We start from the raw sequence: 25,708 nt of genomic DNA on the forward strand, positions 1-25,708 counted from the left end.
AAACAAACTTGAAAAGACAGCTTCTGTCACTCTTGGCTTCGTTTGCCGTCCTTTCGATTACGATCCAACCTGGAATCATCCAAGCCGGTGCCAAGGAGGACATCGACCGCCAGCTCCGGCAGCTCCAGCAGCAGGAACAGGCCGCTAACCAGACCCGCCAGAGCTCGGAGAATTTGGCCAGCCAGCTGAGAACCCAGAAGGATAAAGAAAAACTCACACTGGATGCGCTCAAGAAAGATATCGCCGATCAGGGAGCCAAGCTTAATAAGCTGAACGGGCAGATTACGACGGTGACCGGGAAGGTGAAGGAAACCGGTAAGGAGCTTGAGGACGCGGAGGACCGGGTGGCTTCGAGGGACAAGATGCTGAAATCCCGGGTTAAGCTGATGTACATGAACGGATCGGTCTCTTACGTGGACGTGCTGCTTAGCGCGAACAGCTTCTCGGACTTCATCGACCGGTTCAACTCGCTTAAAGACATAGTCGGCCAGGACAAGAAGATCCTTGACGACAACAAAAAAGACCGCAACCTCGTAGCCGAGAAGAAAAAGCAGGTGGAGCAGGAGCTGAAAGAGGTTCAGTCCCTGTATGCCCAGGCGGAAGCCGTCAAGCAGAAGCTGATGGTTCAGGAGAAGCAGAAGGAAGTCGTGATTGCGAGCCTGAACCAGCAGGAGCAGGAGGCGGAGGACCACGGGGAAGAGGCGGAAGCAAACCTGATCGCCCTCGCGAAGCAGAAAGCGGCCCTCTATCAGCAGAAGAATGAGATTCTGAAGGAAGAGCAGCGCCAGGCGGAGCTTAAGCGTCAGCGCGAAGCGGCGGCTGCGGCCGCTGCAGCAGCAGCGGCTTCAGCCAAAAATACGCAGCAGCCGGTAGCCCCGGTTAATGCCAATCGCGGAGGACAGCTCGGCTGGCCGGTCCCGAGCAGCAACATCATCACTTCGGAATTCGGCTACCGGATGGATCCGATCAAGCATGTCAACAAGCTGCACAAGGGCATGGACATCGGAGCTCCGAACGGATCCACGATTGTGGCGGCGGATGACGGCATTGTCCTTATCTCTTCGTGGGTAAACGGATATGGGAACACAGTAGTCATCGACCACGGAAACGGCATGTGGACTTGGTACGGCCATATCCGCGAAGGCGGTCTGAAGGTATCCGAGGGAGAGACCGTGAAACGCGGCCAGAAGATCGCGGAGGTCGGGTCCACCGGCGATTCCACCGGGAACCATCTTCATTTTGAAGTCCGGATTCACGAGAATCCCGTTAACCCGAGACCTTACGTGGGACGATAACTCCGGGAACTTGATTAATAAACCGCACGAGCCTGTCATATACTGGAGAGGCGGTAGACAGGCTGTAAAGGTGGTGTAGGCAGGCGATGGTATTTAAAGGACGTACGGTCATCGTGTTTGTGATTTTGGCCATGTTCGTGAGCTCGGTGCTGACGCTGACGGTTGCTCATCCGTCCTTTCTGGGCCGGAACCCGGCCGGGGGCCAATCCTCGGGAGCGTCTTCTTCGGGCACAAGCGGATTGACGACCCAGGATCTGAACAAGGTGGCCAAAACGTACGATCTGATCCAGAACCGGTTTTTGACCCAGACGGACCATGACAAGGTCATGAACGGGGCCATTAACGGGATGCTGGAAGCTTTGAACGATCCTTATACGACGTACATGGATCCGAAGGAAGCGAAGCAATTCGACGAAACCATCTCTTCCTCCTTCCAAGGGATCGGAGCGGAGGTCTCCCTGCAGGATGGCAAAGTGACGATCATGTCTCCGATAAAAGGGTCCCCCGCCGAGAAAGCGGGCCTTCGGGCAAACGATGTGATCGCGACGGTTAACGGGGAGAAGCTGGACGGGCTGACGCTTAACCAGGCCGTCCTGAAGATCCGCGGACCTAAGGGCACGCAGGCGAAGCTCGGGATCGTCCGGTCCGGCACCACGGATACGATTGAAGTGAACGTGGTCCGGGACGACATTTCCCTCGAGACGGTGTACGGGGAGATGTTGACGGATCAGGTGGGCAAAATCGAAATCCGCCAGTTCTCGACGAACACGGCCAAACGGTTCCGGGAGGAGCTGAACGCGCTGGAAGCTAAGGGCATGAAGGGGCTGGTGATCGATGTGCGCAACGATCCCGGCGGCCTGCTCGACAGCGTGGTCGACATCATGGAGAACTTTGTGGAGAAGGGAAAGCCGATTGTCCAGATCGAAGACCGCCAGGGCAAGAAGGAAGCGACCAATGCCGAGGGCAAGTATCCGGTGAAGAAATACCCGGTGACCGTGCTCATCAACAACGGCAGCGCAAGCGCTTCGGAAATTTTGGCCGGGGCCTTCAAGGAATCGGCGGGCGGAACGCTTGTCGGGGAGAAATCCTACGGCAAAGGAACTGTTCAGATTACGTACGAGAAGGAAATGGGGGACGGCAGCAACATCAAGATGACCGTCTTCAAGTGGCTCACGCCAAACGGCAACTGGATTCACCAGAAGGGCATCGAGCCGGACGTGGCGGTGGAACCTCCCGCCTACTACAAGGCGGCGCCGTTTACCAAGAAGGAAACGCTCAAGCCGGACATGGTCAGCGACGACGTCAAAACGCTCCAGCTGATGCTGGGCGCGCTTAACCTGAAGCCGGACCGGACGGACGGCTACTTCAGCGCCAAAACAGCGTCGGAGCTGAAGGCCTTCCAGCGGCTTCAGAACCTCCCCGCCACCGGGGAGGCGGATACAGCCACGATGAACAAGCTCGAAGCGGAGCTGATCAAGGTGATCAAGGATCCGAAGAACGACACCCAGCTGCATGAGGCGGTCCGGGTGACTGAAGAAGCTTTGCGCAAATAGACGGACAAAGGCGGGAACACCCCTTCTCTTGCGGGGGTGCCCGCCTTTCGCGTAAAATGGGTTAGAGAAGGCAGGCCGGAGGCCTCCTTCTCATTTCTTTTGCAAGGAGCCAAACCGCGATGAACGTTGGGCTACAGGTAGGGGAGCAGCTGCTGCGGGCAGCGGCGGGGCTGCTCTTGAATCCTTTTTATTACATAGGCATCTTGTTCCTTGTTCTTCAATACCGGCGGCAGATTGCGCTGGAGCGGAAGCTTTTTGCCGTGCGGCTTCATTCTTTGATCGGGGAAACGGCGCGGACAGTGGCCTGGGGGGCGGCAGCGGGGTTGGCCGCCTCACTCCTGCTCACGGTAACCGGCGTGCGCCTGGAAGCGGGCACGATGATTCTGCTCTGGGCCGTCTCGCTCGTGCTGCTGCTGATCCGTGTCCGGTACCTGTGCCTGGCCTATTCGGCCGGTGTGCTGGGAATCGCCCACTATGCGGCCAAGCTCTTCTGGTCTCCGGAGGCAGGGGAAGGCGGCTGGCTGCGCGAAGCGCTGCTGGCGGTACACGTGCCCTCCCTGCTCGTGCTGACGGCCGTGCTGCATCTGATGGAGGGGCTGCTTGTCCGCCGCCAGGGGGCCCGGCTCGCTCTGCCGCTCTTCCTCGAGAGCAAGCGGGGCAAGCTTGTCGGAGGCTATCAGCTCCAAGGGTTCTGGCCCGTGCCTCTCGTCATGCTGGTCCCGACCGGCAGCGGGCCGCTTACGCTCCCTTGGGAGCCGCTCTTCTCCGGCGGACAAGGCCTGGCCGGCTGGAGCCTGCTGGCCTTCCCGGCGATCATCGGCTTCAGCCAGCTGACCACCGCCTACCTGCCGAAGGACAAGCTGCGCCAAAGCTCGGGCCTGCTGTGGGCCTACGCGTTGGCCGTGGCGGCCCTGGCCGGGCTGGCCGGCCTGTGGGAGCCGCTCGGCCTACTGGGCGCGGGGCTGGCGGCCCTTCTGCATGAGGCGATGATCCGCTACGGCAGCCGGGAGGAAGACCGGAAGCAGCCTCTCTATGTGCATGACGATAGAGGCATGCACATCCTGGCGGTGCTTCCGAACAGCGCGGCACAGGAAGCGGGCCTTCAAGCCGGGGAGATCGTCCACCGGGTGAACGGGGTCCGGGTCCGCTCCAAGGAAGAGTTCCACGATGCGCTCCGGATCAACCCGGCCTTCTGCAAGCTCGAGGTTCTGAACCATGAGGGCCACAGCAAATTTGTGAGCCGTGCCTTGTACGCCGATGCGCATCACCAGCTGGGCTTGATTCTCTCGCCCGATGACCGGGCTCCGTTCTTCCTGTCCGAGAAGCCGCCCGGGTTCGCTTCTTACCTGCGGATGAAGTGGAGCGGCATGCGGCGGAACGACAAGGCGCGCAGCGACTTCGAAAGCCTCTCGTAACCGGCACGATTTCAATGAAATAAGCCCGCAGCCAAGGGAGGATGGGATCCCTGGGGCTGCGGGCTTTTTGACGTAAAAGTCGCTAGGAAGATTCGATGGTCAATCACCGGAACGTCCCAGGTCAGGCGACAGACTGTGACCGGCCCCTCTTAGCGAAGGACCACGATCTCTACCCGGCGGTTTTTCTGGCGGTTGGCATCGGAGTTGTTCTCGGCTACCGGCCTCGTATCCGCATAGGCGACGGACATGAAGGTGGAAGGGGAAAGCTTAGCCGTGTCCGTAAAGTAACGAAGCACCGACAAGGACCGTTCGGAGGACAGCCTCCAGTTGTCCTTATAGAGGGAGCCGGTGGCCAGCGGAAGGTTATCCGTATGGCCCTCGATGCTGATCTTGGTGTTCAGCGTGGGAAAGAGGGAGGCCATCCTCTCGAGAACCGGATAGGCCTCGGGCTTCAGATCAGCCTTTCCCAGATCGAACAGGAGCAGGTCGTTCAGCGTGACGGCGATTCCGCGGGGAATGTCGACGGCCGACACCTTGGTCTGCAGGTTGTTCTCTGCAATGTACTGGTTAACCAGCTTGAGCAGATCCTGCAGCTCTTTTTCCTTCTTATCCTTTTCCTCTTTGTCCGTCTTGTCCTGCTCCTGCTGTTCCTTCACCTTGTTCACTTCGTCGTCGCTGTCTTTGTTACGGTTCGGGTCGATCTGGCCGATCTGCCCGCTTCCGCCGCCCTGAGGCATGATCGAATCGGTTTTGGTGAACTGGTAATTAAGGGACTGGGCGAGCACCGTGTATTTGGCCATGTCGATTTTGCTCATCGCATACATGATAATGAAGAAAATAAGAAGAAGGGTGATCAGGTCGGAATAAGTAATCAACCAGCGCTCATGGTTCTCATGCTCGGCGTGCTTCTTCCTAGACCTCCTCGCCATTGGCGGCACCTGCTTCCTCAGTCTTGTTCTTGTTGGAGTGCTTCTGGTGCAGGAAGGAGGACAGCTTCTTCTTGATCAGCTGCGGATTCTCCCCGGCCTGCAGGGCCAGAATGCCTTCAAGCATAAGCTCCATCTCGGAGATTTGCTCCTTGCCCCTACCCTTCACCTTGTTTCCTAACGGCAGGAAAACGACGTTCGCCAAGCCTACCCCGTACAGGGTGGCGGTAAAAGCAACGGCAATGGCAGGACCGAGCGTATCCGGGTTCGACAGGTTGCCAAGCACGTGAATCAGGCCCATAACGGTCCCGATAATCCCCATCGTAGGAGAATAACCGCCGGCCGCTTCAAAAATTTTGGCTTGAGCCTCATGGTTGTGCTCCAGCGCCTCCATCTCCAGCTCAAGAATTTGCCGGGTCAGCTCCGGATCGGTGCCGTCCACGACCATCATAAGGCCTTCCTTCAAGAAAGGGTTGGCATGCTCCTGCGCACGCTGCTCCAGAGCAAGAACCCCCTCCCGCCGGGCAACCGTAGCCATGTCCACGAGTTCTTCTATAATGATATGGGGATCCCGCTTCGGCTCCTTGAAAGCCATGGTAAGCGCGGCCGGCAGTTCCTTCAGCTTGGACAGCGGGAAGCTGACCACGACCGCACCTGCGGTACCTCCGAGAACGATAAGCAGGGCGCTTGGAACGAACAGAGCGCTGACATGCCCTCCGTCCCAAACATATCCGCCGATCAAGGCGGCCAGTCCGAGAATAATGCCTAAGATTGTAGTAATATCCACTTCAGTATCCACTCCCAATGCCTGTTATGGTTCCTCTTATCCTGCGGGACGCATTCCGCGCTGGTGTATCCTTCCACGGTTTGCAAGAAAGCCGGAAAAGCGGTATAATAAACGAACAAGTATTCTTATTTTGTTCCACTCTTTCGACGGATCGGAAGGCATTCTCCCTGCAGGCGGAATGCCGTTCCTCCGCAGCCGTGTCACAACTTCAACTATTATATCGGAAGATGTACGATAAATGTTTAGATGAATTCCATCATTATAGCTTGGGCATCGAAGGCTTGCCGGGACGACGTTATGCATGAAAGGTAATGCGGACTCCGGCGGCCTTTGTTGTGCAGGCTTACCCTTTTGGGAGGTTAGAATGAGCGATCTCGTATTAAGCCAGAAGAAATTTGAATTGGTGTCGGACTTTAGTCCCCAAGGCGATCAGCCGGCGGCTATCGATCAGCTGGAGAAGGGGATCCGGGAGGGCAAGCGTCACCAGACCCTGCTTGGGGCTACCGGAACCGGGAAGACCTTCACCATTGCCCATACCATTGCCCGGCTTAACCGCCCGACGCTGGTCATCGCGCATAACAAGACGCTCGCCGCCCAATTGTGCAGCGAGTTCAAGGAGTTCTTCCCGAATAATGCGGTGGAGTATTTCGTCAGCTATTACGATTACTACCAGCCGGAAGCCTACATTCCGTCCTCCGATACGTTTATCGAGAAGGATTCGAGTGTGAACGATGAGATCGATAAGCTCCGTCACTCCGCCACCAGCGCGCTGTTCGAACGGCGGGACGTCATTATTGTCGCGAGCGTCTCGTGCATATACGGCCTCGGTTCCCCGATGGAGTATCGGGACCTGGTCCTGTCGCTCCGGGTCGGGATGGAGCGGCCGCGCAACGACATTCTGCACCGGCTCGTGGACATCCAGTACCAGCGGAACGACCTTAACTTCGTGCGGGGAACATTCCGGGTACGGGGCGACGTGGTGGAGATCTTCCCAGCGTCGCGAAGCGAGCATGCGGTGCGGATCGAGATGTTCGGAGACGAGATCGAACGGATTACCGAGATCGACGTGCTGACGGGCGAGATCATCGGGGAGCGCGACCATATCGCGATCTTCCCGGCGTCCCACTTCGTTACGCATGAGAGCACCATGAAGCGGGCGATCGTAAACATCGAGAGGGAGCTTGAGGAAAGGCTCGCGGAGCTGAGGGAGCAGAACAAGCTTCTGGAGGCCCAGCGCTTGGAGCAGAGAACCCGGTATGACATCGAGATGATGCTCGAGATGGGCTTCTGTTCGGGGATCGAGAATTACTCGGGACCGCTTACGTTCCGGGAGAGAGGGGCGACCCCTTACACCCTGCTCGATTATTTCCCGGACGACATGCTGTTCGTCGTCGACGAGTCCCATGTGAGCCTGCCGCAGATCCGCGGAATGTACAACGGCGACCGCGCCCGGAAGGAAGTGCTGGTCGAGCACGGCTTCCGTCTTCCTTCGGCCCTGGACAACCGGCCGCTCCGGTTCGAGGAATTCGAACAGAAGCTGAGCCAGGCCATTTACGTGTCGGCTACGCCCGGCCCGTATGAAATCGAGCACTGCCCGACCATGGTGCAGCAGATTATCCGTCCGACCGGCCTCTTGGATCCTGTGATCGAGGTTCGTCCGACGAAAGGGCAGATCGACGATTTGATCGGTGAGATCAACGACCGGATCTCCAAGGATGAGCGGGTGCTCGTGACGACCTTGACGAAGAAGATGGCGGAGGACCTGACCGATTATCTGAAGGAAATCGGCATCCGCATACGCTATCTCCATTCGGACATCAAGACGCTGGAGCGGATGGCCATCCTGCGCGATCTCCGGCTCGGCACCTTTCACGTGCTGGTCGGAATCAACCTGTTGCGGGAAGGGCTCGATCTTCCGGAAGTTTCTCTGGTGGCTATCCTCGATGCCGACAAAGAGGGCTTCCTGCGGGCGGAGCGTTCCCTGATCCAGACCATCGGACGGGCTGCCCGGAACTCGGAGGGCAGGGTCATCATGTACGGCGACAAGATCACCGACTCCATGGAGAAGGCGATCCGGGAAACCGAACGCCGCCGCACGATCCAGATCGCTTATAACGAGAAGCACGGCATCACGCCGCAGACGATCCGCAAAAAAGTAAGGGACGTCATCGAAGCTACAAAGGTGGCGGAGGAGAACGCCGATTACCTGACGGGCGTGAAGGAAACCAAGATGTCCAAGAAGGACCGCATGGCCGTGATCGAACGTCTCGAGGCCGAGATGAAAGAAGCCGCGAAGAGCCTGCAGTTCGAGCGGGCGGCCGAGCTTCGTGACGCTCTTCTGGAATTGAAGGCCATGGACTGATCCCCTGCTCCTTATCCGTAAGGGTTGTTCTACTTACCGGGTAAGGCATGGGAGAGGGCGGATAGAGGGATTTTATAGAGAAAACCGGCCGGGGGTGTTTATTTATTGCCTGACCGGTTTACGATAGATTAATAGGTTTAGAAGCATTGGATGGCCGCAGGAAAGATTCAAGCCCATAAAGGAAGTGTTGTCATGGCACATGAGAATATCGTGGTCAAAGGCGCCCGCGCCCATAATCTGAAGAATATAGACATTACGATCCCGCGGGATCGTTTCGTCGTGCTGACCGGACTGAGCGGCTCCGGCAAATCCTCGCTCGCGTTCGATACCATCTACGCCGAGGGCCAGCGCCGCTACGTGGAGTCCCTCTCGGCTTATGCGCGTCAGTTTCTCGGCCAAATGGAGAAGCCGGACGTCGATTCAATCGACGGGCTGTCCCCGGCCATCTCCATTGACCAGAAGACCACCAGCCGCAACCCAAGGTCGACCGTAGGGACCGTAACGGAGATTTACGATTACCTGCGCCTCTTGTTCGCCCGGGTCGGCCGTCCCCATTGCCCGGTTCACGGGATCGAGATTACTTCGCAGACCGTCGAGCAGATGGTGGACCGGATTATGGAATACCCCGAGCGGACCCGGCTGCAAATTATGGCGCCGCTCGTATCCGGACGCAAGGGAGAGCATACGAAGCTGCTTGCGGATATTCAGAAGCAGGGCTTCGTCCGCGTTCGGGTGAACGGGGAAGTAATGGACCTCTCCGAGAAGATCGAGCTCGAGAAGAACAAGAAGCACTCCATTGAAGTCGTTGTGGACCGGATCGTCGTCAAGGACGATGTCCAGACACGGCTGGCGGACTCGCTGGAAACGGCGCTGAAGCTTGCCGAAGGACGGGTGCTGGTTGACGTTATGGACAAGGAGGAGCTCCTGTTCAGCCAGAACCTGGCTTGTCCCGAGTGCGGCTTCTCGATCGAGGAGCTGTCTCCGCGGATGTTCTCCTTCAACAGCCCCTTCGGGGCCTGCCCGGAGTGCGACGGACTGGGAAGCCGCATGATCGTCGACCCGGACCTGCTGGTTCCGGACTCCCGCAAGTCGATTGACAAAGGCGCCTTTGAAGCGTGGGCCGGCAGCACCTCCAACTATTATCCTCAGTTTCTGGCAGCCGTCTGCTCCCATTACAAGATTCCGACCGACGTTCCGGTAAGCGAGCTTAACGCCGACCAGATGAAGATTCTTCTGTACGGAACGGGCGGGGAGAGGATCCGGTTCCGGTACCAGAATGATTTCGGCCAGTCTAAGGAAGCCTGGGTATCGTTCGAAGGGATCGTGAGAAACCTCGAACGCCGCTACCGCGAAACGGCGTCGGACGGAATCCGGGAGCATATCGAGACCTATATGAGCGCAAAGCCTTGCACCAAGTGCAAGGGCCAGCGGCTGAAGCCGGAGAGTCTGGCGGTCACGATCAACGGCCGGAACATTGCCTACACGACGGAGCTGTCTGTGGGGGACGCCCAGACGTTCTTCGAGGGGCTGAAGCTTAACGAGAAGGAAATGGCCATTGCTCATCTCATTCTGAAGGAGATCAATGCCCGTCTCGGTTTCCTGGTTAACGTCGGCTTGGATTACCTGTCGATGAGCCGGGCGGCCGGAACGCTTTCCGGAGGGGAGGCCCAGCGCATTCGGCTGGCTACGCAGATCGGGTCGAGTCTCATGGGCGTGCTCTACATTCTGGACGAGCCGAGCATCGGCCTGCACCAGCGGGACAACGACCGCCTCATTCAGACGCTGGAGCATATGCGCGACCTCGGCAACACCCTCATTGTGGTCGAGCACGACGAGGATACGATGCTCGCCGCCGATTACATCATCGACATTGGCCCGGGTGCCGGCATCCACGGCGGGCAGGTCGTCGCCAAAGGAACGCCGAAGGAGATCATGGAGGACCCGAACTCCTTGACCGGCCAATACTTGAGCGGGCGTAAGATCATTCCTGTGCCGCTTCAGAGACGCAAGACGAACGGCAAGTGGCTCGAGGTCAAGGGAGCGAAGGAGAACAACCTCCGCAACACCAGCGTGAAGGTTCCGCTCGGCGTCATGACCTGCGTTACGGGGGTATCGGGCTCGGGGAAGAGTACACTCATTAATGAGATTCTCTACAAGGCGCTGGCCCGCGAGCTCAACGGGGCGAAGGTGCGTCCCGGCGAGCACAAAGAGATTCTCGGGCTGGAGAACGTGGAGAAGGTCATCGACATCGACCAATCGCCGATCGGCCGCACCCCGCGGTCGAACCCGGCCACCTATACCGGCGTATTCGATGATATCCGGGATCTGTTCTCCACTACGACGGAAGCCAAAATCCGCGGCTACAAGAAAGGCCGCTTCAGCTTCAACGTCAAAGGCGGACGCTGCGAAGCGTGCCGCGGGGACGGCATCATCAAAATCGAGATGCATTTCCTTCCCGACGTGTACGTTCCGTGCGAAGTATGCAAAGGCAAACGGTACAACCGGGAGACGCTGGAAGTCAAATACAAGGGCAAGAACATCTCCGAGGTATTGGAGATGACGATCGAGAATGCGACGGAGTTCTTCCAGAACATCCCGCGCATTCACCGGAAGCTGCAGACGCTGCTTGATGTCGGCCTGGGCTATATGAACCTGGGGCAGCCGGCTACAACGCTGTCGGGGGGAGAAGCCCAGCGGGTGAAGCTGGCGGCCGAGCTCTACCGGCGGAACACCGGCAAGTCCATCTACATTCTGGACGAGCCGACCACCGGGCTTCACATCGACGACATCGACCGCCTCCTCAAGGTGCTGCACCGTCTGGTGGATAACGGAGAGACCGTGCTCGTTATCGAGCACAACCTCGATGTCATCAAGACCGCCGATTACTTGATCGACCTGGGGCCGGAGGGAGGAAGCCGGGGCGGAACGATTGTCGCCTGCGGAACCCCGGAGCAGGTCGTGAAGGTCAAGGAGTCCTACACGGGCAAGTACCTGAAGCCCATTATGGAACGCGACCGCAAGCGGACGGAAGAAGCTCTGAACCGCGAGAAGCAGCATGAGGATGCCGCCGTCTAACGGGAAAGAGGCCCTCCTCTAGCAAGGCCGGAACGTTCCGGGAGACCATAGAATACCCCATAGAGAAGCCCCCGTCTCCACCTAAGGAGAACGGGGGCTTCTTGGCCTTTCCCAGGCAAGTGGACTTAAGCCACGCCCAGTTCAAGCATTAGTTGCCGTTGATGATCGCGCTAAGCGTTTCTTGGTCCCAGTCCACTTTGGCCTTCAGGGACTCGCTGACGAAACGAACCGGCACCATCGTGCTGCCGTCTTTGATCTCCGCCGCCACTTCCAGGGTCACGGCTTTGCCGTTGACATAAGCGGTCGTGCTTCCGATGAACAGCTTGATCGTAATATCTCCTTTAACAACCGTAACGGAACGCTCTTCGTTGTTCCACGTGACGTCGGCTTTCAGGGATTCGGAGATAGCACGGAATGGAACTAGGGTATTGCCTTCTTTGATGAACGGACGTACTTCAAACGCCGGCTCTTCGCCATTGACATACGCTTTTACACCCACGACGCCGAGCTTCTTCAGAAGCTTGCCGAGCTGCTTGTAGCTGTCCAGGTTGAGGGGGTTCGCTTTTACCGCCTCTTTCTGAACATCAACGGCAGCTTCGGTATCCCCCGAAGCATCCAGCTCGCTGGCAGCGTCGCTCAAGACGACGTCAGCCTGAACGTCGATGCCGTATTTCGTTTTCAGCAGATTAGCGATGACTTTCTCTGCCGGTGTTCCCTTCACATGCTCGTAGGCATTCTCCAGGCCTTTGTAGCCGTTATGGCCGTGGCCATAGGTAGAGTAAGTAACCGAAGTCACCGTGTCCTGTCCTTCCGGCAGCGTGACACGGATATCGGAGCTTTGTCCTTGTCCGTTGTTGCCTCGTGCTTCTCCCGTTACGGCCGGTTTGCCGCCCTTGTCTTCCTTCGGTGCGGCCCAAGCCGTAGCCGACAACACGCTCATCGATACAACCGCCGTACCAAGTACTGCCCATGTCTTCTTCATCTGTTGCTCCTCCTTGGAAATAATTACTGGTTGGGTATGACATCCATAGCTTTCGCCGGAAGCCAGCCCTTTTAAGGGGATATATCGGCAAAAGAAACCAAAAAAAGAACACCCGAAGGTGTTCTTTGGTTAATAGATTAAGAAGCGACGCTGCCTTGAGCGAGAATCGTCGTCAGTTTGTCTTGGAAAGCCTCGGTTCCCACGCGGTTGACGAATTGATGGAAGCTCTCTCCGCCGGTCCTGTTTTCTTTGTAGAAGAGGATGAGCTGGGCGAGCACAGGGGCTACATCGTCGCCTTTTACGCGGCCCTTCAGTGCTTTGTTAAGCTGGGCGTTCGGCCCGAGAATGCCGCCTACGGCGATGTCGAACGCATCGACCATGCCTTCCGGCGTCTTCACAAGGGAGCCCTGGAGCCCAATATCCGCGATATGCTTCTGGCCGCACGCATTCGGGCAGCCGATGAAGTGGATGCGCACCTCTTCCTCGAGGTCTACATGAGCATCGAGGTATTCCGCTACACGACGGGCGCGTTCCTTCGTTTCGACAATGGCCAGGTTGCAGAACTCGTTCCCCGTGCAGGAAACGGTACGGCTCATGAAGCGCTTCGGATCGGGAGTCAGGCGGTCAAACACCTTCTCCTGAAGCAGGGCGGCCACTTTCTCGTTAGGAATGTTCGGAACGATAATGTTCTGGGACATCGTCGTCCGAATGGATCCCGATCCGTATTCATCAGAAACGCGGGCGAGCTCCGTCAGCTCATCGGCATCCAAGCGTCCGACAGGAACATTCAGGCCGACATAGCTGAGGCCTTCCTGCTTCTGCGGGTGAACCCCGTCGAAGTAAGCGGCGTTCCAGCCCACGATCCGGTCTTCGCCGGCCGTCTCCAGTTCGCCGGTAAGCTTCTTCAGCTCCTCGAGGAACTTCTCCGGGCCCCAGTCGGCCACGAGGAATTTCAGACGCGCCTGGTGGCGCTTCTCGCGGTAGCCAAAGTCGCGGAAGATAGTCGTGACGCCGACCGCCACCTTAAGCACTTCATCGGGACGAACGAAGACATCAAGCTTCTTCGCCAGGTGAGGCTTGGCCGAGAGACCGCCGCCTACCCAGACGTGAAAGCCGGTCACCGTCTCGCCGTCGATCACTTTAGTGGCCGGGGTGTAGGCCAAGTCATTGATCTCCGCATGGGCGGTGTTATAAATATTGGCGGAGATGGACATTTTATACTTACGGGGCAGGTTCGAGAAATCCCGGTTGAGTAAGAAGAACGAGTTTACCTCTTCCACGAGGTCCCTCGTATCCATCAGCTCGTCTTTGTCGATCCCGGCCAGCGGATTGCCGACGATGGTACGCGGGCAGTCTCCGCAAGCTTCGTACGAATAAAGGCCGACAGCCTCGAGACGTTTGAAGATATCCGGAAGGTTCTCCACGGTCAACCAGTGGAATTGAATGGCTTGGCGGGTGGTCACGTCCACGAGGTTCCGTCCGTAATCGCGGGCGATGCCGGCCAAGGCTCTAGCCTGGTCGCTCGTCATGGCGCCGGTGTTGATTCTCACGCGCATCATGAAGTGGCCGTCCTTCGGCTTCTGCTCGTACACGCCCGCCCATTTGAAGCGGTTCATGTCGTCTTCCGTAATGGCCGAGTAACCTTCATGGGCGTACTTCTCGATGATCGTGCGGATCACATCGAGTCCGTCCTTCTCCAGCTTCTGCAGCTCGACTTTGTTCAGCTTGGACGGGTCCGCCGCCCAAATCGGTTCATAAGCCATGTTCGTATAAGCCTCCCATAAATTCCGATAAAAAAGGTATGAAATATACCTTAATCGTACCACATCAGGGGGGAAGCGTAAACGGAAACTTCTATAAGGATTCGTTATGGCAACCGGGCTTTCGGGTTATAACAAAACGTGGCGAAATGTTGACAATGTTGTTACGGATCTCAAAAAAACTTGCAACAGCTTCCCACAAAAGATAACATAGAGGAATAGAATAGGTGATTTTTGACTAAGGAGGGTCTCTCTCATGTTTTATTGGGCAGAGGATGCACCGGCGGCAGCTGCGGAGGCGGCCAGTACCTTTGACGTGTTCGATCTTTTCATTATTGTGTTTACCATTCTGATTGCATGGGGTGTGTTTCGCTCCTTGACGGCACGCCAGAAAAATAAGTTCGCGATCGGCTTCGGGATCGTTTCCCTGGTTGTTTTCCTGTTTATGGATTTGATTATGATCCAGCATTGGATGAGCTAGGCGAATTCCCTCTCCTTAGGAGAAAGCATCGGAACGGATGGCAGCACGAAAAGCCCTTGCCGGCAGGCAGGGGCTTTTTGCCGTCTATGTTGTTCTGCTTTCTCGCCAACAAAGTTACCGAATACGGCACTAGACGCAGCTTGCAGGAAAAAAGGCCGTTCCTTCCTTAACCGGAAAGAACGGCCTTTTGAGGGTACGCCGGGAGCAGGGGGGGCCTTACACCCACCACATTTCCCCGACCGGATCGTTGATCAGCACCTGCTTCAGGTTGTCGACGGCTTTGCTAAAGCCTTCGTTGATAGACATCAGGCCGTCCTCGTGCTCAATGCTCACGACATAGTCGTAGCCCACGAGACGCAGAGCGCTGATGATGTCGGCCCACGTCTTGAGGTCATGGCCGTAGCCGACGGTGCGGAACTGCCAAGCGCGGTCGAGCATCTGGGTGTAGGACTGCATGTCCGTCAAGCCGTAGCGGCTGACGTTGATCGGGTCGATTGTCGTATCCTTCGCATGGAAGTGATGGATCGCACCGGCCCGTCCGAGGATATGGACGGCTTGGACCGGATCAATGCCCTGCCACCACATGTGGCTCGGATCGAGGTTGGCGCCGATGGCTTCGCCTGCCGCCTCACGGAGACGAAGCAGAGTAGCCGGAGTATGTACGGAGAAACCGCCATGAAGCTCCAGACCGATTTTGACGTTATGCTCGGAAGCGAACTTCCCGGTTTCGGTCCAGTAAGGGATAACCTTCTCTTCCCACTGCCACTTCAACAGGTCTTGGTAATCGTTAGGCCACGGGGAAACCGGCCAATTCGGGTATTTGGCATTGTCGCTGTCGCCGGGGCAGCCCGAGAACGTATTGACCACGGAAACCTCCAGCTTCTCGGCGAGCAGGATGGTTTGGCGGATGAGCTCCTGATCGGGCCCGGCCAGCGCCTTCTGCGGATGCAGCGGGTTCGCATGGCAGCTTAGAGCGCTGATGAACAGACCGCGGGACTCGATGGCTTTTTTGAAGGCATTCAGCTTGCTGTCGTCGTTAAGAAGCTCGTTAGGGTCGCAGTGAGCATTACCGGGATAACCCCCGGTGCCGATCTCTACAGCATCCAAGCCTTTGGCTTTGATGTAGTCCAGAGCCTGCTCAAGAGGCTGCTGGGCGAACAGAACGGTAAAAACGCCTAACTTCATAGGTACACCTCCAAAAGAGTGAAAAGCTACAATAAATTATACCACTCCTGCCTCAAAAAGAAAGGAGACCGCGGTAGATCCGCAGCACCGTCTCCTGGGTTCCCCCATAGATGATAATGGCGGCGAGAACGGCGAGCTGGGTCAGGAAGCAGCGGAAGTAGAAGTACGGCTTCGAGACCTTTTTCTTGTTGACGAGGGTGGACCCGAGCAGGTTCTCCAGCGCCAGCAGAAGCCCGTGGTACACTCCCCAGATCACGTACAGCACCGTAAACCCGTGCCATAAGCCGATGAGCACCATGATGAGAATGGAGAGGCCGGCGGCCGTCCATCGGGACGGAGTTTTGCGGGAGAAGAACATGAAGATGTGGTCGCGGAACCAATCCCCAAGCGTGGCGTGCCAGTTGCGCCAATACTGCGTCAGGGTAGGGGAGAGGAACGGCTTTTTGAAGTTCTCCGGAATGGTATAGCCGAACAGCCGGCCGATGCCGACCGCGATATCCGAGTAGCCCGAGAAATCGAAGTACACCCAGGCATAGAAGCACACCATGAGAAAAAGCGACTGCGCCGTATGCAGCTCCCCGGCCAGCACATGATCGAACGCGGTGGACACCCAGGTGACGAGCACGATCTTCTTGAAGAGGCCCAGAATGATGCGCTTGACGGCTTCCTCGAACTGGGCGGCGTTGATGGAATAGGGCTTCTTCGTGTCGGCCATGAAGTCCCGGAATTTCAGGATCGGCCCGGAGGTGAAGGTCGGAACGAACAGGATATAATTAAAAAAATCGAGCGCGGGCGCTTTGGCGTCCTTACCGAGAAAGTACGCGAAATAGTAAGCGTCGATGACCTTCAGCACGTAGTAAATCAGCCCGATCCAGATCACCGCATCGAACAGCGGATGGGTCCAGACCTCCATCACGAACAGACGGACGCAGGAGACGGCCGCCACGTTAAGAACAATGGAGAGCACGAACCACAGCTTCCGGTATGAGGCCGTGCGGCACAGAAAGAGGAAGCCCGCATAGTTCAGCGCCGTGTAGACCACGGCGAACAGGAACAGCTTCTGGCTGAACACGCCGAGGAAGGCCAGGTTGAAGAAGAGAAGCAGGACGCGCTTGTTAAGCGGCCACCACCGGGTCAGCATCAGAACGGCGATCATGCCGGCCATGGCCACGAGGGCATTCATGTTGATGAAGAACATTTCGGACTCCTTACTTGGCGCCTAACGGAAGCGGGTATCCTCCGGCAAGCCCCTTGCTTGACTTAGTGACTTTCCCGTTAACGGACAAGGCACTAGAACTTCTCATAGATAAAGATCCCTTCGCCCGTAAAATAGATCAGGACCAGGATCAGCATAATCAGATAGGCTAGGACTTCGACGGCTTTGCGAACGACAGGAGCCATTCGTCCACCTCCTTCGTAAACTGCGGGGCCCCCTTCTCCCGGTTCAAATGAACCAGGTCATGAAAAAGCTCCTCGGGATAACGGTCCGTCAGGTCGAGCACCGGCACCTGCCGGGCCTGCAGCCGGCGGTTTACCTCCGCCTTCAGGGCGTCGAAATAAGCCGGGTGAGGGCGGGCCGGGTTGAGCGGCATCCAGACCACCTTGAAATCAAGGCCCTTGGCCTGCACGTCGGTCATCACCCGGTCCAGCGCCGCCAGGTTGTCGGCAAAATCGCCGTTCTCCAGCCGGCTGCCGTTGAACAGCTTCTCGTACCGCTCCCAATCCCGGGCGTCCTCCTCGGGCTTGTTGCGGCCGAAGTACAGCTCCTTGTCGTTCCACTTGGGCTCATAGGCGAACAGCTCGGAGCGGTTCAGCTCCACCGTTCCCTTGTACAGCTGCCGGGCACCATCCGTCAAAGCTTCCTTGAAATAATCCCGGTAGGCGTATAGGTAGGGCTGATACGCCTTTTTGTGCCAAGGGTAGGTCGGATCGGTATCGAGCTTGTCCAGCATCGTATGCACGTCGATGCCGAGCACGAGCTGGTCCTTCACCTCGTACCAGGGATGCTCCAGAATGGCCTGGAGATCGGTTATTTTTCCGTAGGAAAGTCCCATTTCCACGAGGGGATAACGGGACTTGTCCTCCATATAGGCGCCGGTGACCGCCGAGTTTCCGAAGAAGACCCGTCCGCTTTCGGCGCCGCCGTGATGAGAGATCGTTTTGGTAAAGTCGTTCTTTCGGAACCGCATGGACGTCACCATCGGATTCCAGTACGCAGCTGCGGCATCCACCAGGAAGAAGCCAAGGAGGAGCAGCAGAACGAACCGGATGCTCCGGATAAATTGCCAAGCCTTCATCGCTAAACCTACTTCTTACAAGGATTTTTGCTTCCACGCCTCATACTGCTCGCGGAAGGCGGCCGGCCAATCGGCTTCATTCAGTCCGAACTGGGACAGGAACGCGAACGCCCAGCGCTCGATGCCGAAGCCTACGCAGCCGGTGACGGCGGGACGCTTGCCCATTTTGATATTAAAGGCATTGCCAAAGGTGTTGCTGTGGAAATTGACAGAGGAGCAGGCAATCGATTTATCGAGATACGGAATCGTCAAGCGAAGCTCATACTTCATCTCCTGATTGCGCTGGAACGAGGCCTTCGTCTGGAAATCGTTCGTGAAGAACGGGTCGTTCGCGATTTCCATGAAGCTGTCCATTTCCCACTCGGCGGCCAGTTCTTTCAGGTACTCCATGGATTTCAGCCGGTTCTCCTTCACGAAATCCGGCTTCCCGACGAAAATGATCTCCCGCATGCTGAAATCGAGCAGACGCCCGAAGTCGCTGTGGTTCTTCGATTCGAAGCGGTGGCACTTGGAGATAGCCGAGACCACGACGCCGTCACCCTCGAGCACCTCGTCCTGCAGCCCCTCGTAGCAGTGGTAGCACGTCGAAGGATTCATGGTGAATTTCGGCTTCGGCATCGTCTCATCGAGGGACAGCGGATCGGACAGTCTCCATCCGCCGAGGTCGCGCACCGACTGCGAGAACGCTTCGATGACGTCGAGGTCCTCCCGCAGATGAGTCAGGAAGTGAATGTGCTCCGGGAACGAGGTGAAATGGTTCGTCTTGTTCAGCGTTTCGCTGTGAATAACGGCCGGGTAATGCTCTTCCTTCACATCGAAGCGGCCCGCCACCTTCGTGACGAAGGCATAGTCCATAAACCTCATGAGGCTCGAGAACGGCTCCCGGAAAATGAACAGCCCCGGCTCAAGCACCTTGATGATTTTGCGTTCGGCGAGCTCGGCGATAATATCTCCGTTGTACGGCTTCGGCCCCTTGTTCTCGAACAGGATGCTTTCCTTGAAGCCGAAGTCTCCCTTGGAGAAGCGGTCGATCAGGCGGTTTACCTGTGCTTCAATCCCTTCATTGCCCTTGGGGGAGTGGTGAACGATGCGAAGCGTTCCGTCCTCGAGCGTGATGTCTTCGATCGTTTCGTCGACGAAAGCGGAGGCGTATTTGACCTGCCCGTGCTGGGAGGGAGCAAGACGCTCCAGCGAGATGATGCATTCCATGAGGTTACCTCCCTGTTTTCTGACCGATAAAGGCGGCGATTTCGTTAATGGTGTTCATCGGGTAAAGCATCAGGTCCTGGTTCGTGACCTGGACGTCGTACGTTTTCTCGATATGAGCGATCAGTGCCGCCGCCCCGATGGAGTCGATATAGCCGTAGTCAAACAGATGAACCTCCGGCGTAAACTCGTCGTCATCCGGTTCGATTTCGTAGCGCTCGCGAATATGGGTTTCCAGTTCCTTGGCAATGCTGTCCATGGTGGATTCCTCCTGATTAAATAATGAAGTAGGGATGTCCGGCAGTCCGTTCCAAAAAAGCCGAGGTTACGGGGAGCGCACGGTCAAGCTGACCGCGGCCCCGAAGTGAGTGACGGTATACGTATGCTGCTCTTGGTTTTCTTCGATCTGCAGGTCGGGTCCTTCAATCACGAGTGGCGTTGGGCTGTACAGCTTGATCTGCTGCATGCCGTCCGCGTTCAGCCGGATCGTCCAAGTCTCGCCGTCCTTCTGAATCTCGGTCGGGACATTGGAGCGGACGACATGCCTTCCCGCTTCCCCGAAGGAGACGCCGAGCTTCGTCGGGCCGGCCAGTCCGGCATACAAGGTGCCGTGCTGAGCCGTATGGAAGTCGGAACTTACCGCCAGCGGCGCTTGGGCAAAAGGCTTGCCCGGCTCGATGGCGACTCCGAGTGTGCCCGCATAGCCGCCGGCCTGGGAAGGTACGCTTCCGGCAGGCGTCAGCATGACGTTCAGGTGGACGCCCTTGCCGAGCTTGTCCTTCAAACGGTCGAGCAGGTAGCTTCCCCAGGAGTGCGAGACGGTCACCCGGGAATTCAGCGTCGTCAGGAACGACTGGGCCATCTGGATCTCGGTCATGAAGTTATAATCGTATTGGGTCCGGATGCTGTCCGTGTAGGTCACGTACCGCATCGCGTTCTCGTATTTCAGCCGGCGCGCGTTCTTCTCCTCATCGGAGAGAGAAACGGCCGCAGGAAAATGGTACTCGATATGATCGAAATAGTCGATCGGCATATCCTGGGCGATGTACGCCTCGAAGATGTCCTTGCTCGATCCCGTTTCGTTCTCCCACAGATTCGGGGCGGGCGTGTAGATGAGCATCGGCCGTTTCACGGACGGATCCGAGAGCTGGAACGGCAGGCCCCACATGTAATCCGGGCCGTATTGCGGCTCGGACGGCGCATGGGAAGGCCGGAAGCCGAAGTTGAACCAGATGCCCGCGTTGTTCTCGTTCACCAGCGTCTGGAGACGGTTCGGGTTGTTGATGCGCCACGTGTGCTGGTTCGTACCTGTTTCGGTCCAAGGAAGGCCGAGGGCTCCGAACGCTTTGCGGTGCAGGGCGATCTCCGTTTTCTCCTGTTCATCGCTTAAGTAATTATGAAAATACAAGTGCGGGTAAAGCTCCAGGTAATGGTCCTTCGCATAGGTCAAGAATTCGTTCAGCTCGGCTTTGTACGGGAACTTCGGATTGTCCAAAGCAACGGCCGGTCCGAATTCGAGCTGGCCGACTATCAGGTCGTCCTTGCCGTCGTGGTTGATGTCATACCAGAGCGGCACGCTGTTGTGCCCGCCGACAAGGGCGGGGGTGCCCATCTGGTTGAGGTTGTCGCCGCCGAGCGGATCCCGCTTCGCCCAGCCGCCGTCCTCGCGCACGAACACCTGAACGTCGCCTTCGCTGCCCCCGACCGCCAGGTCGGGCCGGCCGTCGCCGTTCAGGTCGCGCACCGACGGCGCCGCGAAGCGCCCGCGGATCCGCGCGGCTTCCTCCGGCGCGCCGAACGCGCCGGGCCGCCCCGCGAGCCCGCGGTAGACGCGGACGGCACCGTCGGCATCCCCGACCACGAGGTCGGGAATGCCGTCTCCGTCCACGTCGCCCACCGCGGGCGCGGCGTAAGCGCCGACGCGCGCCGGCTGGCCGCCGGCCTGCACCGGCACCGGAGCGGAGAACCGCAGCCCGCCCTCCCCGAGGGCGAGCAGCAGGTCCCCGCGCTCGTTGCCGAGGAGCAGGTCGGGCCGGCCGTCGCCGTTCGCGTCGAGCACCGCCGGGGCGGTATAGGCGCCCGCGGCGAGCGGCCCTCCGCCGGCGAGCTGGAGCGGCTCGGCCGGACCGAACGCGTCCGGCGGCGTGAGGCCCTCCGGCAGCGGCTGGTCCGCGTAGGCGGCCGGGCGGCTGCCCAGGCCGCGGTACACCGCGAGCGTGCCGTCGGCGCTGCCGGTGATGAGGTCAACGCGGCCGTCGCCGTCCAGGTCGGCGAGCGCCGGGTACGCCCGGTACGGCATCTCGATCGGATCCCCCAAGGACTTATACTTGGGGTAGTTCGCCTGCAGCAGCGGGCCGCTGTCGCCTGAGAGCCGGACCCCGCTTCCGTAGTACGAGTTCACGTACGGGCCGGTAAAATGGGGCTTGGCCGACGTTCCCGTGTTCAGATGAACCGTCACGTCCTCATGCCACTGGCCCCAATCGAAGGCGGCCCGGACGAGCGAGAACGAGGGAATCATGTTGTGCTGCTTCAAGAGCTCCGCCCACTGGATCGCTTCCTTGTCGCGGAACGCCGGGAGAGCCTCAAAATGATTCTGGTACGCCATGGCCGGACGCCCGTAAGGGCCGAGCACCTTCTTCACGCTGTAGCCGTACCGCTCCTTCGCGACATACGTGAGGAATTCGTTGCGCAGCTGGTAATTGGCCGTGGCGAAGCCGAACTGGAAGTAAGCGTCGAGCGGAAGCTCCGACCGGTCGAAATAAGCGACGCTCGGCTTGGGCGCGAGGTTCGTTTTGTCCTGCTTGATCCGTTCGGCGAAGCCCCGCTTCGGGTCCATCCCGCTCTGCAGGTCGAAGCCGGTAAGGAAATACCGGTTCGGCAGGAAGGAGGAGGCGAGCAGCACGCTGCCCTTGCCCTCCTGGTTCACCGTCATCAGGGACAGGCCGTTCAGCGAAACGAGCGTTTGCGCCGTTGTCGGCACGAGCCCTTTGCCCCAGACGAAGCCCGGCAGATGGCTCATGCCGACGTGGTTCTTGAAATTACCCGCGAACAGCTGGACAACCTCCTGCATGCCCGAAGCATGGGCATCTACCTGCGGGTACGTGAAGGCCAGCCCTCCGGCAGCTTCCGCCGGAACGTCCTGAACGGCCGAGCCACCGAGAAAGGCCGAGGGAAAGTCGGAAGCGAAATCGTTCTCAAGGAACAGGTGGCCGCCCTCCCGCACATAAGCCTCCAGCTTGCTTGCCGAAGCCTTGAGGAGGTCCGTCCCCGCCAGGGCGGGATCGAGGTAGACGGCATCGTACGAGCCTAACTGCCGCTTGGTTACCCCGTTCAGGGCGGCTTGGTCCACCTCGGCATTGGCGAGAAGCGTCTGCCGGAAATTGTCGTAAGCGGAAAGATCGCCTCCCGAATCAGATAGGACGTACAGAAGACGGACGGTGTCCACCTTCCGCACATAAAAAAGGACGGCCAAGGCCAGGAGTGCCATCACCAAGGCTGCCGGTATGAGACGCTTCCTATATTTCATAATCTACCTCTATCGTAAGGATAACGGCATTATACCATTTTACGCGTTTTTTGTTAACAAAGGCCGAATGGCGTCGGATCCCGGAATTTCCACGGAAAAAACTTAATTCCCCGGTTGTTTTTATGGTTACAGGGCCCGGTTTTCTGGTAAACTTAAAGGATACGGCTTTGCGAGAGCCGGCCGTTTTCGATAGATTTCTTTTTCGATAGATTTCAACTGGGAGGAACAACATGCGGACCATACGCAGGGAAGATATAGAGCTGCTGGCGCCGGCGGGCGACTGGGATTGCCTGAGGGCGGCGGTGGCGAACGGGGCCAATGCCGTTTTTTTCGGAGTGGAGAAATTCAACGCGCGCGCCCGGGCGAACAATTTCAAGATGGACGAGCTGCCGGAGATCATGTCCTTTCTTCATCTTTATGGAGTAAAGGGCTTCCTCACGTTCAACATTCTCGTATTCGAGAACGAGCTGGCGGACGCGAAGGAGCTGATCGAGGCATGCATCGACGCCGGGGTGGACGCGGTCATCGTTCAGGATTTAGGCCTGGTCAAAATGATCCGCGAAATCTCGCCGGATTTCCCGATTCACGGGTCCACGCAGATGACGATCACGTCCCCGGAGGCGGTCGAGTTTACGAAGCCTTTTGATATCGAACGCGTCGTGCTTGGACGGGAGAACAACCTGAAGCAGATCAAGACGATCGGGGAGCAGGCCAAGCAGCCGATGGAAGTGTTCGTGCACGGGGCGTTGTGCGTGTCGTATTCGGGGCAATGCCTCACCTCCGAAATGTGGGGAGGACGCTCCGCGAACCGCGGGGAATGCGCGCAGGCGTGCCGGCTTCCGTACGACCTGATGGTTGACGGGGTGCAGAAGCCGATGGGGGACATCGCCTACCTGCTGTCGCCGAAGGACCTGGCGGCGCTGGAGCTGGTGCCCGAGCTGATCGAGGCGGGGGTGACCTCATTCAAAATCGAAGGACGCCTCAAAAGCCCCGAGTATGTGGCGAACGTCGTCAGCAAGTACCGCAAGGCGATCGACCGCTATTTCGACGGGGAGAATCCCCAGCCGACGAAGGAGGAGCTGCGGGAGCTTGAGCAGAGCTTCTCGCGCGGCTTCACCCACGGCTTCCTGAAGGGAACGAACAACAAGAAGCTCGTGGAAGGAACGTATCCGAAGAGCCGCGGTGTATATCTCGGGCGGGTGAAGCAGATTCTGCGCGACGGCGTCGTGTGCGAGCTAGAAGCTCCGGTTAAGCGAGGGGACGGGATCGTGTTCGATGCCGGCGACCCGACCAAGAAGGAAGAGGGCGGCCGCGTCTATGACATCCGCCGCAAAGGCGTCAAGCTCGAGGGAGAAGCTCCCGGAGGCCTCATTGAGATCGTTCCCGGCCGGAACGATGTGAACCTGGGACGGCTCCATGTCGGCGACCGCATCTGGAAAACGAACGACCCGCACCTCGACAAACGGCTGCGCCAGACGTTCGAAACCGACAAGCCGTACCGGACGTTCCCGGTTCGCGTAAAGGTGCTCGGCACGGTTGGACAGCCGCTTCGGACCTGGTGGACCGACATGCTCGAGAACCGCACCGTGGAAGTGGTATCGGAGCTGCCGCTCGAGACGGCGCAGAAGCGTCCGATGGACGAAGCGCTGTTCGCCGAGCAGTTCGGCCGCCTGGGCGGGACGATCTATGCGCTCGACGGGCTCGATGTGCAGCTGAACGGGGACATCATCCTGCCGATGCGGGAGCTGAACCAGCTCCGCCGCCGCGCCGTCGAGCTCCTGGAAGAAGGGCGTCAGCAGCCGCGGGCCTATGTCAAGCGGGAAGTGGAGACGTACGGCGATGCCTTGACGCCCGCCATCCCTTCAGCACCGCGCCTGACCGCCCTCTGCCGCACGCTGGAGCAGGTGCATGCCGTCCTGGAGACAGACGTCGAATGGATCTACGCGGACTTTGAGTTCATCAAGCAGTTCCCGGCGGCGGTTGCGGCCGTGCGGGCGGCGGGACGCCGTATCGCTCTGGCTACGCCGCGTATCCATATGCCGGGCGAAACGGGGTATTTCAAGAACATCACGAACCTGCGGCCGGATGCGGTGCTCGTGCGCAACACGGGCGCTCTCTACTATTATATGGAGCGCCGGGCGAACCACCCCGAAGAGTATCATCCCGAGCTGATCGGGGATTTCTCGCTTAATGTGGCGAACCACAAGGCGGTCGACCTGTTCTTAGCCGCCGGCTGCTCCCGCGTGACGCCGTCCTACGACCTGAACATCCAGCAGATGCTGGATCTGCTCGGCAAGACGGACACGTCGAAGCTCGAGATCGTCATCCATCAGCATCTGCCGATGTTCCATACGGAGCACTGCGTGTACTGCACCTTCTTAAGCGAAGGCACCGACTACACGAACTGCGGGCGCCCGTGCGAGCAGCATAACGTATCGCTGCAGGACCGCATCGGCATGTCCCACCCGGTTCGGGTGGACGAAGGCTGCCGCAACACGGTTTACAACGCGATTGAGCAGTCGGGCTCGGAGTATTTGAAGAATTTCCTCGAGCTTGGCGTAACCGACTACCGCGTCGAGTTTCTCGAAGAGACGCCGGAGAAGGTCAAGGAAGTGCTCGACCTGTACAGCCGGGCCCTGCGGGGAGAAATCAGCGGCACGCAGGTGTGGAAGAAGCTGAAGGCGACCAACCAGCTTGGTGTCACCCGCGGCCAGCTGGTGAAGTGACGGGGGCGGGGGAGCAAAAGGAACGGATTGGATAAACCCAAAAAACCTACCGTTAGGCGGCAAGCCGGAACGGTAGGTTTTTTGTGCTGTTCTTTTTATGGGCTGGTCTTTTCCTTTTCTTGCTACCCTTGC

17 protein-coding genes are annotated in these 25,708 nt (G+C 58.3%); 7 read left to right on the forward strand and 10 right to left on the reverse strand.

What is annotated here, in order from left to right; translation table 11 throughout:
- Positions 1–8: 8 nt before the first annotated feature.
- The 3 genes from MJA45_RS00655 to MJA45_RS00665 all read left to right on the forward strand — a co-directional run bounded on the left by MJA45_RS00655 (position 9) and on the right by MJA45_RS00665 (position 4,263).
- Positions 9–1,295 (forward strand): murein hydrolase activator EnvC family protein, encoded by a 1,287-nt coding sequence (locus MJA45_RS00655; RefSeq protein ID WP_315605400.1) that lies wholly within the window; start codon positions 9–11, stop codon positions 1,293–1,295.
- A gap of 86 nt (positions 1,296–1,381) precedes the next feature.
- Positions 1,382–2,848 carry a S41 family peptidase gene (locus MJA45_RS00660; protein ID WP_315605401.1) on the forward strand — a complete coding sequence of 489 codons (1,467 nt, stop codon included), beginning with the start codon at positions 1,382–1,384 and terminating at the stop codon, positions 2,846–2,848.
- 119 nt (positions 2,849–2,967) lie between these two features.
- A complete protein-coding gene (locus MJA45_RS00665) occupies positions 2,968–4,263 on the forward strand; it encodes a PDZ domain-containing protein (RefSeq protein ID WP_315605402.1) in 1,296 nt (431 codons plus the stop codon).
- A gap of 149 nt (positions 4,264–4,412) precedes the next feature.
- On the opposite strand, the gene MJA45_RS00670 is transcribed toward MJA45_RS00665, so the two are convergent.
- Together MJA45_RS00670 and MJA45_RS00675 are read right to left on the reverse strand one after the other, a co-directional pair.
- Complete coding sequence (locus MJA45_RS00670; RefSeq protein ID WP_315605403.1) at positions 4,413–5,192, reverse strand: flagellar motor protein MotB; 780 nt, start codon at positions 5,190–5,192, stop codon at positions 4,413–4,415.
- Positions 5,176–5,976, reverse strand: coding sequence for a flagellar motor protein (locus MJA45_RS00675; RefSeq protein WP_315605404.1), 801 nt, complete (start codon positions 5,974–5,976; stop codon positions 5,176–5,178). Before MJA45_RS00675 ends, MJA45_RS00670 begins: the two co-directional genes overlap by 17 nt.
- A 364-nt stretch (positions 5,977–6,340) precedes the next feature.
- On the opposite strand from MJA45_RS00675, the gene uvrB reads away from it, so the two are divergent.
- Together uvrB and uvrA are read left to right on the forward strand one after the other, a co-directional pair.
- Complete coding sequence (gene uvrB, locus MJA45_RS00680; RefSeq protein ID WP_315605405.1) at positions 6,341–8,338, forward strand: excinuclease ABC subunit UvrB; 1,998 nt, start codon at positions 6,341–6,343, stop codon at positions 8,336–8,338.
- A gap of 192 nt (positions 8,339–8,530) precedes the next feature.
- The gene (gene uvrA / locus MJA45_RS00685; RefSeq protein WP_315605406.1) at positions 8,531–11,413 is read left to right on the forward strand and encodes an excinuclease ABC subunit UvrA; all 2,883 of its coding nucleotides are present in this window, start codon (positions 8,531–8,533) and stop codon (positions 11,411–11,413) included.
- 148 nt (positions 11,414–11,561) lie between these two features.
- Here the strand turns inward: uvrA and MJA45_RS00690 are convergent, their stop codons facing one another.
- Positions 11,562–12,395, reverse strand: coding sequence for a copper amine oxidase N-terminal domain-containing protein (locus MJA45_RS00690; protein WP_315605407.1), 834 nt, complete (start codon positions 12,393–12,395; stop codon positions 11,562–11,564).
- Between the two features lie 137 nt (positions 12,396–12,532).
- Positions 12,533–14,158 carry a nitrite/sulfite reductase gene (locus MJA45_RS00695; protein ID WP_315605408.1) on the reverse strand — a complete coding sequence of 542 codons (1,626 nt, stop codon included), beginning with the start codon at positions 14,156–14,158 and terminating at the stop codon, positions 12,533–12,535.
- A gap of 253 nt (positions 14,159–14,411) precedes the next feature.
- On the opposite strand from MJA45_RS00695, the gene MJA45_RS00700 reads away from it, so the two are divergent.
- Positions 14,412–14,636 carry a DUF2759 family protein gene (locus MJA45_RS00700; protein WP_315605409.1) on the forward strand — a complete coding sequence of 75 codons (225 nt, stop codon included), beginning with the start codon at positions 14,412–14,414 and terminating at the stop codon, positions 14,634–14,636.
- Between the two features lie 216 nt (positions 14,637–14,852).
- Here MJA45_RS00700 and MJA45_RS00705 read toward each other — a convergent pair whose 3' ends face one another.
- The 6 genes from MJA45_RS00705 to MJA45_RS00730 all read right to left on the reverse strand — a co-directional run bounded on the left by MJA45_RS00705 (position 14,853) and on the right by MJA45_RS00730 (position 22,850).
- Positions 14,853–15,821 carry a sugar phosphate isomerase/epimerase family protein gene (locus MJA45_RS00705; RefSeq protein ID WP_315605410.1) on the reverse strand — a complete coding sequence of 323 codons (969 nt, stop codon included), beginning with the start codon at positions 15,819–15,821 and terminating at the stop codon, positions 14,853–14,855.
- A gap of 52 nt (positions 15,822–15,873) precedes the next feature.
- Entirely contained in the window at positions 15,874–17,019 is a 1,146-nt protein-coding gene (locus MJA45_RS00710) for an MBOAT family O-acyltransferase (RefSeq protein ID WP_315605411.1), read from the reverse strand.
- 166 nt (positions 17,020–17,185) lie between these two features.
- Positions 17,186–18,118, reverse strand: coding sequence for an SGNH/GDSL hydrolase family protein (locus tag MJA45_RS00715; protein WP_315605412.1), 933 nt, complete (start codon positions 18,116–18,118; stop codon positions 17,186–17,188).
- Between the two features lie 15 nt (positions 18,119–18,133).
- Positions 18,134–19,327, reverse strand: coding sequence for a class-II aminoacyl-tRNA synthetase family protein (locus tag MJA45_RS00720; RefSeq protein WP_315605413.1), 1,194 nt, complete (start codon positions 19,325–19,327; stop codon positions 18,134–18,136).
- Positions 19,328–19,331: 4 nt separating this feature from the next.
- The gene (locus MJA45_RS00725) at positions 19,332–19,583 is read right to left on the reverse strand and encodes an acyl carrier protein (protein WP_315605414.1); all 252 of its coding nucleotides are present in this window, start codon (positions 19,581–19,583) and stop codon (positions 19,332–19,334) included.
- Positions 19,584–19,649: 66 nt separating this feature from the next.
- A complete protein-coding gene (locus MJA45_RS00730; RefSeq protein ID WP_315605415.1) occupies positions 19,650–22,850 on the reverse strand; it encodes an FG-GAP repeat domain-containing protein in 3,201 nt (1,066 codons plus the stop codon).
- A 230-nt stretch (positions 22,851–23,080) separates the two neighbouring features.
- Between MJA45_RS00730 and MJA45_RS00735 the strand changes: the two genes are divergently transcribed.
- On the forward strand, positions 23,081–25,576 hold the full coding sequence (locus tag MJA45_RS00735; RefSeq protein ID WP_315605416.1) for a U32 family peptidase: 2,496 nt from the start codon (positions 23,081–23,083) through the stop codon (positions 25,574–25,576).
- Positions 25,577–25,708: the final 132 nt, after the last annotated feature.

This window comes from Paenibacillus aurantius, from assembly GCF_032268605.1.
GTDB classification, from domain to species: Bacteria; Bacillota; Bacilli; order Paenibacillales; family NBRC-103111; genus Paenibacillus_AO; species Paenibacillus_AO aurantius.

Bases quoted from the DNA above. Each gene is read 5' to 3' on its own strand.
- MJA45_RS00660 (WP_315605401.1), top strand. From the start codon at position 1,382: ATGGTATTTAAAGGACGTACGGTCATCGTGTTTGTGATTTTGGCCATG.
- MJA45_RS00665 (WP_315605402.1), top strand. From the start codon at position 2,968: ATGAACGTTGGGCTACAGGTAGGGGAGCAGCTGCTGCGGGCAGCGGCG.
- MJA45_RS00670 (WP_315605403.1), bottom strand. From the start codon at position 5,192: ATGGCGAGGAGGTCTAGGAAGAAGCACGCCGAGCATGAGAACCATGAG.
- uvrB (WP_315605405.1), top strand. From the start codon at position 6,341: ATGAGCGATCTCGTATTAAGCCAGAAGAAATTTGAATTGGTGTCGGAC.
- uvrA (WP_315605406.1), top strand. From the start codon at position 8,531: ATGGCACATGAGAATATCGTGGTCAAAGGCGCCCGCGCCCATAATCTG.
- MJA45_RS00690 (WP_315605407.1), bottom strand. From the start codon at position 12,395: ATGAAGAAGACATGGGCAGTACTTGGTACGGCGGTTGTATCGATGAGC.
- MJA45_RS00695 (WP_315605408.1), bottom strand. From the start codon at position 14,158: ATGGCTTATGAACCGATTTGGGCGGCGGACCCGTCCAAGCTGAACAAA.
- MJA45_RS00700 (WP_315605409.1), top strand. From the start codon at position 14,412: ATGTTTTATTGGGCAGAGGATGCACCGGCGGCAGCTGCGGAGGCGGCC.
- MJA45_RS00705 (WP_315605410.1), bottom strand. From the start codon at position 15,821: ATGAAGTTAGGCGTTTTTACCGTTCTGTTCGCCCAGCAGCCTCTTGAG.
- MJA45_RS00710 (WP_315605411.1), bottom strand. From the start codon at position 17,019: ATGTTCTTCATCAACATGAATGCCCTCGTGGCCATGGCCGGCATGATC.
- MJA45_RS00715 (WP_315605412.1), bottom strand. From the start codon at position 18,118: ATGAAGGCTTGGCAATTTATCCGGAGCATCCGGTTCGTTCTGCTGCTC.
- MJA45_RS00720 (WP_315605413.1), bottom strand. From the start codon at position 19,327: ATGGAATGCATCATCTCGCTGGAGCGTCTTGCTCCCTCCCAGCACGGG.
- MJA45_RS00725 (WP_315605414.1), bottom strand. From the start codon at position 19,583: ATGGACAGCATTGCCAAGGAACTGGAAACCCATATTCGCGAGCGCTAC.
- MJA45_RS00730 (WP_315605415.1), bottom strand. From the start codon at position 22,850: ATGAAATATAGGAAGCGTCTCATACCGGCAGCCTTGGTGATGGCACTC.
- MJA45_RS00735 (WP_315605416.1), top strand. From the start codon at position 23,081: ATGCGGACCATACGCAGGGAAGATATAGAGCTGCTGGCGCCGGCGGGC.